This window comes from Streptomyces sp. SID13031 (genome assembly GCF_010548305.1).
Lineage (GTDB): Bacteria > Actinomycetota > Actinomycetes > Propionibacteriales > Kribbellaceae > Kribbella.
This window is the reverse complement of sequence record NZ_JAAGLV010000043.1, coordinates 1-8,383: the sequence shown is the minus strand read 5'-3', so window position 1 is coordinate 8,383 and position 8,383 is coordinate 1. Positions and strand designations below refer to the sequence as shown.

Annotated in this window: 10 protein-coding genes; 4 read left to right on the top strand and 6 right to left on the bottom strand. The window is 68.3% G+C overall.

The features are described from left to right. The coding region (locus G3I17_RS39125; protein ID WP_164604476.1) for an MMPL family transporter at window positions 1–677 on the top strand (677 nt) is incomplete at its 5' end. A gap of 112 nt (window positions 678–789) precedes the next feature. Here G3I17_RS39125 and G3I17_RS39120 read toward each other — a convergent pair. Then, window positions 790–1,698 carry a GNAT family N-acetyltransferase gene (locus G3I17_RS39120; protein WP_164604474.1) on the bottom strand — a complete coding sequence of 303 codons (909 nt, stop codon included), beginning with the start codon at window positions 1,696–1,698 and terminating at the stop codon, window positions 790–792. Between the two features lie 275 nt (window positions 1,699–1,973). Between G3I17_RS39120 and G3I17_RS39115 the strand changes: the two genes are divergently transcribed. Beyond that, window positions 1,974–2,354, top strand: coding sequence for a helix-turn-helix domain-containing protein (locus G3I17_RS39115; protein ID WP_164604472.1), 381 nt, complete (start codon window positions 1,974–1,976; stop codon window positions 2,352–2,354). Here the strand turns inward: G3I17_RS39115 and G3I17_RS39110 are convergent. Beyond that, the gene (locus G3I17_RS39110; protein ID WP_164604471.1) at window positions 2,256–3,125 is read right to left on the bottom strand and encodes a universal stress protein; all 870 of its coding nucleotides are present in this window, start codon (window positions 3,123–3,125) and stop codon (window positions 2,256–2,258) included. The genes G3I17_RS39115 and G3I17_RS39110 overlap by 99 nt on opposite strands. A 314-nt stretch (window positions 3,126–3,439) precedes the next feature. On the opposite strand from G3I17_RS39110, the gene G3I17_RS39105 reads away from it, so the two are divergent. After that, window positions 3,440–3,793: a hypothetical protein gene (locus G3I17_RS39105; RefSeq protein ID WP_164604469.1), complete on the top strand. Its 354-nt coding sequence runs from the start codon at window positions 3,440–3,442 to the stop codon at window positions 3,791–3,793. Window positions 3,794–3,812: 19 nt separating this feature from the next. On the opposite strand, the gene G3I17_RS39100 is transcribed toward G3I17_RS39105, so the two are convergent. Both G3I17_RS39100 and G3I17_RS39095 read right to left on the bottom strand, forming a co-directional pair. Further along, window positions 3,813–4,619, bottom strand: a complete 807-nt coding sequence (locus tag G3I17_RS39100) for a universal stress protein (protein ID WP_164604467.1) — start codon at window positions 4,617–4,619, stop codon at window positions 3,813–3,815. Between the two features lie 134 nt (window positions 4,620–4,753). Further along, window positions 4,754–5,629, bottom strand: a complete 876-nt coding sequence (locus G3I17_RS39095) for a universal stress protein (RefSeq protein WP_164604465.1) — start codon at window positions 5,627–5,629, stop codon at window positions 4,754–4,756. A 107-nt stretch (window positions 5,630–5,736) separates the two neighbouring features. Between G3I17_RS39095 and G3I17_RS39090 the strand changes: the two genes are divergently transcribed. After that, window positions 5,737–6,396: a response regulator transcription factor gene (locus tag G3I17_RS39090; RefSeq protein WP_164604463.1), complete on the top strand. Its 660-nt coding sequence runs from the start codon at window positions 5,737–5,739 to the stop codon at window positions 6,394–6,396. Between the two features lie 20 nt (window positions 6,397–6,416). Here G3I17_RS39090 and G3I17_RS40215 read toward each other — a convergent pair whose 3' ends face one another. Both G3I17_RS40215 and G3I17_RS39080 read right to left on the bottom strand, forming a co-directional pair. Then, window positions 6,417–7,415 carry a flavodoxin domain-containing protein gene (locus G3I17_RS40215; RefSeq protein WP_203591350.1) on the bottom strand — a complete coding sequence of 333 codons (999 nt, stop codon included), beginning with the start codon at window positions 7,413–7,415 and terminating at the stop codon, window positions 6,417–6,419. Then, on the bottom strand, window positions 7,412–8,383 hold a 972-nt coding region (locus tag G3I17_RS39080), incomplete at its 5' end, for a nitroreductase (RefSeq protein ID WP_164604461.1). The genes G3I17_RS40215 and G3I17_RS39080, both read right to left, overlap by 4 nt.

Here is an 8,383-nt window from a genome sequence, read left to right as displayed (position 1 = left end):
CGGCGGTGGGTGTCGATGTCGCCGGCAGCTTGAGCGATGCGTTCCCGATCTACCTCATCGTGGTCGTCGGGCTGGCGTTCTTGCTGCTGGTCCTGGTGTTCCGGTCACTGCTCGTGCCGCTGAAGGCAGCGCTGGGGTTCGTGATGTCCGTCGGGGTCTCCCTCGGCACTACCGTGGCGGTCTTCCAATGGGGATGGCTGGCGAACCTCATCGGCCTCGACTCGACCGGACCGGTCGTGTTCATCCTGCCGTTGCTGCTGACCGGCATCCTGTTCGGTCTCGCGATGGACTACGAGGTCTTCCTGGTGACCCGGATGCGGGAGGAGTTCGTGCACGGCGCCACTCCCCGCAAGGCGATCGCGGTCGGATTCCAGCACAGTGCCCGGGTCGTCACCGCCGCCGCGATCATCATGATCGGCGTCTTCGGTGCCTTCTCCACGGGGGACAACGTGATCATCAAGAGCATCGGCTTCGGCCTGGCGGTCGGCGTCCTCGCCGATGCCTTCCTCGTCCGGATGATGCTCGTCCCGGCCCTCATGGCCATCGTCGGCCGGCACATGTGGTCACTCCCGTCCTGGCTGGACCGGATCGTGCCCGCCCTCGACATCGAAGGCCAAACCCTCACCCGCCATCTCGACGAACCTGCCACCAAGGAGAAAGCCGACAGCCTGCCGTGAGCTGAGAAAGTGACGTGGTCCATCGCGCCGTCGAGCTCAGGTTGCTCGGCGGCGCGATGTGGCGTGCGATCAGCAGTGAATGCCGAAATTTGGGCGGTCGAGAGGCTGTCGCCTACGTCTTTGAAGGCTCGCCGGGCAGCGGTAGTGGCGCCCGCAGGGAGATGCTGACGATGCCGTAGGTGAAACCGAGGTGCTCGTTGAGGCGGCGCATCGAGTTGTTGCCGCGTTGGGTCCAGGTGTAGATCTCGGTGATTCCGTGGTCGGCGGCCCACGCCATGCTGGTGCGTTTGAGGGTCGCGGCGACCGACTTGCCGCGCCACTCCCGGCGTACGGCGGTGTATGCGACCTCCGCACGCTCCGGGCGATCGGAGTCGAGCATCAGCCCTGCCACGCCGATCACCTCGTCACCGGCGAAGGCCACGAACATCGCGGCCGGGTCGTTGATCCACTCCTTGTCCCACTCAGCTGCCGAAACCTTCACCGCGAACTGGTGGTCCATGTCCGGGAAGGTCGGCAGCGCGACCTGGTGATAGGCCGCCGTCCACAGTTCCGGGCGTTCGGCGACCGAGACGATCTTGTACTCCGTCGGCGCTGCCGGCCGCGGCTCGTCGCCGATCTGCCGTACCTGTTCGACCTGCCGATTCGTTTCCACGAAGCCGAACCGCTCGGCGAAGAGCCGGGACTCGTCGTCGTCGACACTGGCCCCTGCAATGTCGTAGCCCTGGGCAACGGCATGCTCGGCGAGCACCCGGAGCAAGTCGGTCCCCACGCCGCGTCGGCGGAAGTCCGGCTGGACGCGCGCCGCCAGCGAACCCCGCTCGCCGTCGCTCGAACGATCCGCCAGTCCGCTGCCGGCGACCTCGCCGTCGACCTCCGCGAGCACCATCAGCCGGCCGGGGTGATCGAGGTCGCGCATCTCAGCGACGGTCGGGCAGCGCTCGTACGGCAGTACCGCGATCCGCACTGCGCGCCAGGCCTCGTAGTCGGCGTCGGTGATCGCCGTCCGGATAGTCGTGGTCATGGCCTCAGCTTGCCTCAACTCGCCGGAAAGGGCTCAGGGTTTTGTCAGGCGGTCAGGCTCCGCCCGCTGGTCCGCGGGATCGATCACCTGTCGGTCACCCCCTGGATCGCCATCGAGCAGATGCCGGTACCAGTACCGGAGTGCGAACCCGTCCTGATCAGTACTGAGGGGTAGGGAGGAACCGCAAGACTCGGGACCAAAGACCCTGGCGCCCGGCCCCCGCAGCCGATCAGACTCGACAACCTGTGCACGTGATGACGTAGCAGCGTCAGAGGGTGGTCGATGTGATCGGTTTGACAGTAATGGAGAAAACCCGGCTGGAAGGTCTCCTCGGGGAGCCGTTGATCGCCGCCGATCCATTGATCGACATCAAACAGGCGGCGGCGGTCCTCGGTCTCACTCGGGTGGTGGTGCGAGGCATGCTCGACTCTGGCGCGCTCCCGCACAGGGACGCGGCCGCCGGCCAACTGGCGACCCGCATGATGCGGCTGGCGGACGTGCTCGCGTGGGAGAGTTCGCCGTCACGGATCACCGTGGAGCCGGTTGCCGCGCTCAGCTCAAACCGCAAAGCCGCCGTGGACTATCGCGACCGGGCAGTTGGCGTGGTGCAGAACGCCACGGGAGACCGAGCCGAGGCGCAACGGGCTGAACGCTGATCTACCCAAGCCGCCCACAACGAGCAGATCGGCGTAGTCGGACTCTTTGGCGAGGACTTCGACGGGATGGCCGGGGCGGTAGTGGGTGCGGTACACCACGTCCGGGTACTTGTCAGCCCACCCGGCCACTGCCTCGGTAACCATGACCCTGGCGCTGTGCCGCCAAGGGGCGTCGTTGGGATCGAGCCAGAGGTCGGGTGACGGGAAATTCTCCGCTAGGTCGGGGACGTGGACCAGCGACAGCTCGGCGCCACGTTCGGCCGCCGACTCGAAGGCGAAGCCGATCGCGTCCTGACCGCCGGGTGATCCGTCGACGCCGACGACGACCTGACCGCGTTCGCCGTACCCGGGCTGCCAGCTGTCCGGTACGACGACCAGCGTGGAGCGTGCGAGTGTGGCGCAGACCTGCGAGGTGGCGCCGATCATCAGCTCGGCGAATCCGCCCGTGCCACGCCGGCCGACCACCAGGATCGGCTCATCGTGGGAGAGCTCCAGCAGGACCTCCGCGGCATGCCCGGTACTGGCCTCCAGAGTGGCCTCGGTGAAGCCGAGGCGACTCAGCTCGTCGGCCGCGTCCTCTAGTACGTCGGTTCCGTCGTCCGGGATGGTCGTCGGGCTTGGCCCCAGGACCACCAACTCTTCGGTGACGTGGACCGCGCGGACTCGCCAGCCTCGCCGCGCGGCCAGATCGACGGCCCAGTCCAGAGCGAGTAGTCCGTCAGCGGAGCCGTCGACGCCGACCACGATCGAAGGGCGGGCTTGCGTGGACATGAGATGCACCTCTCGCTGGGCGGCACTGCAGCCTCAAGTGCAGCCGTGGCCCGGACCTGCCACCAGTGGCGAAAGGCCTGTCCTGAGGCGACGAAGGTCCTCCGGGGGATGCGCCGGATGCTCGGGGTGCCCCGAACCGGTTGCGACCGTAGGCTGAAGGGTGATCGTGCCGCCGGCTGTCACTGTGGGGAGCGAGTCCAGGGCCTGCACGGCAGAAGTGCATCTTGCCGACGAGAGGGAACCCAGTGGATGAGCGACCCGTGCCTTCACAGCGGTCCGATGGAAGGCCTGGTGGAGCCGATGAGCGTGAGCAGGTGGCCGACGAGCGGGAGGCTGCGTTGGACATGCGGGAGAAGGCCGTCCAGGCCAAAGAGTCCGCGCAAGAGGGTCGCGAGCAGGAGACCCAGGCCATCCTTCAGGCCGCTGACATCCGAGACGAGCAGGCCGATGAGCGCGACGCGGTCGCTGACGCGCGCGACCGGGCGGCCAGCTTGCACTCGTTTCTTCGTGATGACGACTACAGCCCTGTTCACAAAGCACGGCTGTCTGCCGGTATGGATCGGTCGGACTCGAAGGGCGACCGCACCTGGGCAGCCGATGATCGCTCCAAGTTGACCCAGGACGGCACCGAACAGCCCGAGGCCGACCCGGTCGAGACCGGCGGGTGAAAGGGGGCCCGATGATGGGTCAGTGGACGATGCAGACTGGGCAGGCAGCGTGGTGCAGGACGGTCTGGCTGACCGATCCGAGCCGTAGATCGGCGTAGCCACCGTGGCCATGGGATCCGACGAGGAGGAGCTGGGCGTCGGCCGACAGGCGGAGCAGTTGCTCGGCTGGGTGCCCGATGACGTGGCTGATCTCGACTGGTGGTCCGTCGGGTACCAGGTGGGTGAGGGCGGCAAGCTGGTCGGCAGGCACAGCCTCGTGCTCGGAGCCGGGCTGCTGTACGGAGACGACACGAACGACGAGGCCGTGCCGGCGGGCGTACTCGCGGCCGTACCGGAAGGCCGCGACGCTGGGAGGCAGCCCGTCATATCCGATGACGACGTAGTTGCCGGCCTCCTCGAGTTGCTGTGGCGGCACAATGACGACCGGGCAGTGTGAGTAGGCGGCCAGGCCCACGCCGGTCGAGCCGACCAGCACGCTGCGGAGCGGGCTGACTTCCCTGCTGCCGATGACGAGGAGATCCGCGGCGCGTGACTGTTCGGTGAGGACCGGGAGGGCGAATCCGTCCATCACGCTGGACTCGGCGGTCAGGTCGGGTTCGAGTTTGTGCGCCAGTTCGAGAGCTGTGTCAGCAATCTGGTGTGCGGCTGCCCGGAGCCCGGTCGCCATTGCGCTGGGGCCTGGCGGGACGCGGAACCGCGGCCACACGAACGCGTGGACCAGCTGGAGCGATGCCCTTGTCGAGACTGCCTCGGCGGCAGCCCATCCGACCGCACTCTCGGCCGGCTCAGACCCGTCGACTCCGACCACGATTCGCGTCTTCGACATGGGCGTTCTCCTCCGTTGTGAGTTACCTCCACGGTCGCGGTAGGTGGTACCGCGGATATAGGGGCGAAGGTCCTGACCAGGCCGGTCGTCCGTCCTGAACCGCCCAGAGGCTGCTCAGGACGCGTCGGCAAGGATCAGCGGACGATTGCGACCGGACACTGGGCGTGGTGCAGGACGCTCAAGCTGACTGAGCCCAGCAGGAGGCTGGCGAAGCCGGCGCGGCCTCGTGAACCGACCACCAGCAGTTCCGCGTTCTCGGCTGCGAGCACCAGAGCCTGAGCCGGGTGCCCTGTCATCAGCCGGATCTCGGACTCGACATCCGGGTAGTCGGTCCCGGCCCCTGCCAGTGACTCCGAGACGAGGATCCGGTCCTCGTTGGCGGCGTCGGCCGGGTCGAAGATGACCAGTCCGAGCCCGCCGGTGAAAATGGGCGCCGGGTGCGGGGTGACAATGACCGCCACCACCCGGGCACCTCGGTCCTCGGCCTGGGCGAACGCGAAGTCGATCGCCTTCGTGGAGGCCTTCGAGCCGTCGACACCAACGACGATCGTGGGCTTGTCCTGGACCCGGGGACGGCTCGCGGCCGGAACCACGACCACCGGGCCTGCCGAGTGCATGCTGACCTGGTTGGCGACCGAGCCGAGCAGGATGCCGGTCCAGCCGCCGTGGCCGCGGGTGCCCAGCACGCTGAGGCGAGCGTGTGCGGACTCGTCGATCAAGCTCGAGGCAGCGAAGCCGTCGACCAGAACGCTGTCCACAGCGAGCTGCGGGTGCTGCAGACGGATGCTGTCGGTGAGTGTGTCCAGTGCCCTCTCCTGTACCTTCCGCAGCCCGGCGAGCGGCACCTGGTCCGCGCTGGGGTAGCCGACCGGGCCTGGCTCGAATACTTCGACGAGCCTGAGCGGTGAGAGTTGACGGACCGCCTCTGCCACGGCCCAGCGCAGGGCGGCGCGGCTGCCGGGGGAGCCGTCGTATCCGACGACGATGGGATCGAGCTTCTTCAACGACATGGGGTCTCCTCGGGCAATTGACCGGAAAGGGGGTTCCAGACCGGCGGGGCATAGGCTGGACGTGGATCGAGGGCGTGCAGCCGTCGGCCGGCCCGGGATGAGGCGACATGACGATCAGCGTGTTTCTGCTCGACGATCATGAGGTGGTCCGGCTCGGGGTCCGGCAACTGCTCGAAAGCGAACCGGATATCGAGGTTGTCGGGGAGGCCTCGACCGCGGCCCAGGCATTGGCCCGGATCCCGGCGCTTCGCCCCGATGTGGCGCTGCTGGACGTCCGGTTGCCTGACGGCGACGGCGTCACGGTCTGCCGCGAGATCCGGTCGACGATGGAACAGCCGCCGGCGTGCTTGATGCTTACTTCGTTCACCGACGACGAGGCGCTGTTCACCGCGATCATGGCGGGCGCCGCCGGGTACTTGCTGAAGCAGGTCAGCGGTCTCGACCTGGTCGGGGCCGTCCGCCGGCTGGCGGCGGGGGAGTCGCTGCTGGATCCCGCGATGACCACCGCGGTACTGGACCGGTTGCGCAATCCGCAGGGCGAGGCCGAGGACGATCCGCGCTACGCCACCCTCACCGACCAGGAGCGGCGGATCCTCGACCTGATCGCCGGGGGCAGGACGAACCGGCAGATCGCCGACACGATGTTCCTGGCCGAGAAGACGGTCAAGAACTATGTGTCCGGGCTGCTCCGCAAGCTCGGCGTCGACCGGCGTACCGAGGCCGCCGTCTACGCCGTGGAGCGCGCGCAACGCACTCCACGGCCATAGCGGCAGCTGAGGCTGGTCCGTCATCGGCCGGGGCCGCTTCCGGCTGAGGCCAGTACGGTTACTTCCGCCAGATCGGCGACCACGACATCCGCTCCGTGGCTGGTGAGGTCCGCGGCCTGACCGGTACGGTCCACGCCGATCACCAGACCGAATCCACCGGCACGGCCCGCCTCGACACAGGCGAGCGCATCCCCGATGACCACTGTGCGTCTGGGCTGGACGTGCAACCGCTGTGCGGCCAGCGGCAGGACGCCGGGTTCCGAAGTACCGGCGAGCGCCTCGGCACCATCGCCGGCTGAGATGACGTCGACGGTCAGTCCGGCGGCCTCGAGCCGGTCGATCAGCGCGAGAGCGCCGAGGTCTAGTGCGATCTCGGCATCGAGGTCGAACAAGACGGCGTCGAACCTGTCCGGGCTGAGCTCCAGGGGCTGGCCCTGGTCGCGGAGTGGGGCTTCTGGGCCGGACCACGCCATTCTCCGGGTCCAGTCGTCGAGGTTGGCCAGGCCTGGGCCGGGCCGTCCCGCGGACTGCAGGGAGTCGTGGATGCCGACGGTCCACTGCTTGATGGCCGCCCAGTCGCGTGAGTCACCGGACAGCTTGGTGCGCGCCATCCAGCGGGCGAGTAGTCCGCGAGCGGTGTGCCGTTCGAGGCGGCCGGCGAACGTCTTCGGCGACTCGACGCCGAGCTTCTTGGCCAGGCGGGCGACTGTGCGTGGTACCGGCTGTTGGACGTCCTTGTCCGGTCCGACCGGTCCGCTGTGGAACAACCAGACCGGCGGGTGGTCGTTGCTGTCGGCAAGCAGCCGTAAGACGGCGATCGCCTCACGGCGCCACCGGCCGATGTAGATGGCGCTACCGAGCACTACCGCCCCGTACTGCGTCACGTCGGCGACCTTCGCGGCATCGATGACGTCGACGTGGTGACCGCTGCGGCGAAGGGTCTGGCCGATCGCCTCGGCGATACCGGCCGTCCCGCCCATTCTGCCGGCGTAGGCCACCAGCACCCTGGTCGCGCTCATGACGACGCTCCGGCCGGGCGGCTGCCGGTCTGGACGACGTCGGCCAGGGGCCGTCGGGGTGAGGTGGCGTACTGGGTGGTGTGAGCGAAGCGGATCACCATGTGGGTGAAGCCGGGCTTGCCGGTGAGCTTCTGGACGCCGGCGCGGAGATCGTCGAACTCGAGCGGCTGGTTGAGGAACGACGCGGTCAGACCGTCCCGGGTCGCGGCGAGCAGGACACGCTCGAGAGCGATACCGGCCACGAGCTGGTCGACCGGTCCGTCCAGCTCAGTGGAGAGCACTGCCAAAGAGGCGTCGGCCTCGAACTTCGCGGCCGGTCGGGACTGGGCATCGAACGGTGCGCCCAGGTTGCGGACCGGCGCCGGATACTCGGTCGGGCGGGGCCCCAGAACACTGCGGGGCACGCCGTCGGCGGTGCGCTCGCCGCCGACCCATTTGCTGCGCTCGGCGCTCCGCTTCCAGTCACCGATCTCGCGCAGGTCGACGTCGACGATCATGGCCATCACCTGGGCGGCGTCGGTCTTCTGGAGCCAGGTGAGCTCAGCGCCCTCGGCCGCTGCTGCCTGCATCAAACTGATTCTGGAGTCGACAGCCGGTGGGGCCGGCCGGGCCGGCAGCCTGCTGGTGTGGCGTCGCGTCACTTGACGGTAGAGCCGCTTGAGGGCCGGATCGACCTGTTGGGCATCCTCGAGCACGATTCGGGCGACCAGGTCCGGTTCGCTGGGGTTCGGAGCGAGTCCATAGCCGGAGCCGAGATCGAGGTGGGCCGCGGCGCAGCGCAGGTTGAAGACCGCGGCGCCGGCCGCGATGCGCATCGCCCGGCCGGTCGGGTCTTCGGCGGGCAGGGCGCGGGAACCGTCGAGGAACACGTCGATGACCGTGCCGTTGACCTCGAAGCGCCACGGCTGGGTGTTGTGCATCGACGGTGCCGCTACCGCGGCGGCGAGTAGTACGTCGATCTGTTCCAT

Bases quoted from the DNA above. Each gene is read 5' to 3' on its own strand.
- G3I17_RS39120 (WP_164604474.1), bottom strand. From the start codon at position 1,698: ATGACCACGACTATCCGGACGGCGATCACCGACGCCGACTACGAGGCC.
- G3I17_RS39110 (WP_164604471.1), bottom strand. From the start codon at position 3,125: ATGTCCACGCAAGCCCGCCCTTCGATCGTGGTCGGCGTCGACGGCTCC.
- G3I17_RS39100 (WP_164604467.1), bottom strand. From the start codon at position 4,619: ATGTCGAAGACGCGAATCGTGGTCGGAGTCGACGGGTCTGAGCCGGCC.
- G3I17_RS39095 (WP_164604465.1), bottom strand. From the start codon at position 5,629: ATGTCGTTGAAGAAGCTCGATCCCATCGTCGTCGGATACGACGGCTCC.
- G3I17_RS39090 (WP_164604463.1), top strand. From the start codon at position 5,737: ATGACGATCAGCGTGTTTCTGCTCGACGATCATGAGGTGGTCCGGCTC.
- G3I17_RS40215 (WP_203591350.1), bottom strand. From the start codon at position 7,415: ATGAGCGCGACCAGGGTGCTGGTGGCCTACGCCGGCAGAATGGGCGGG.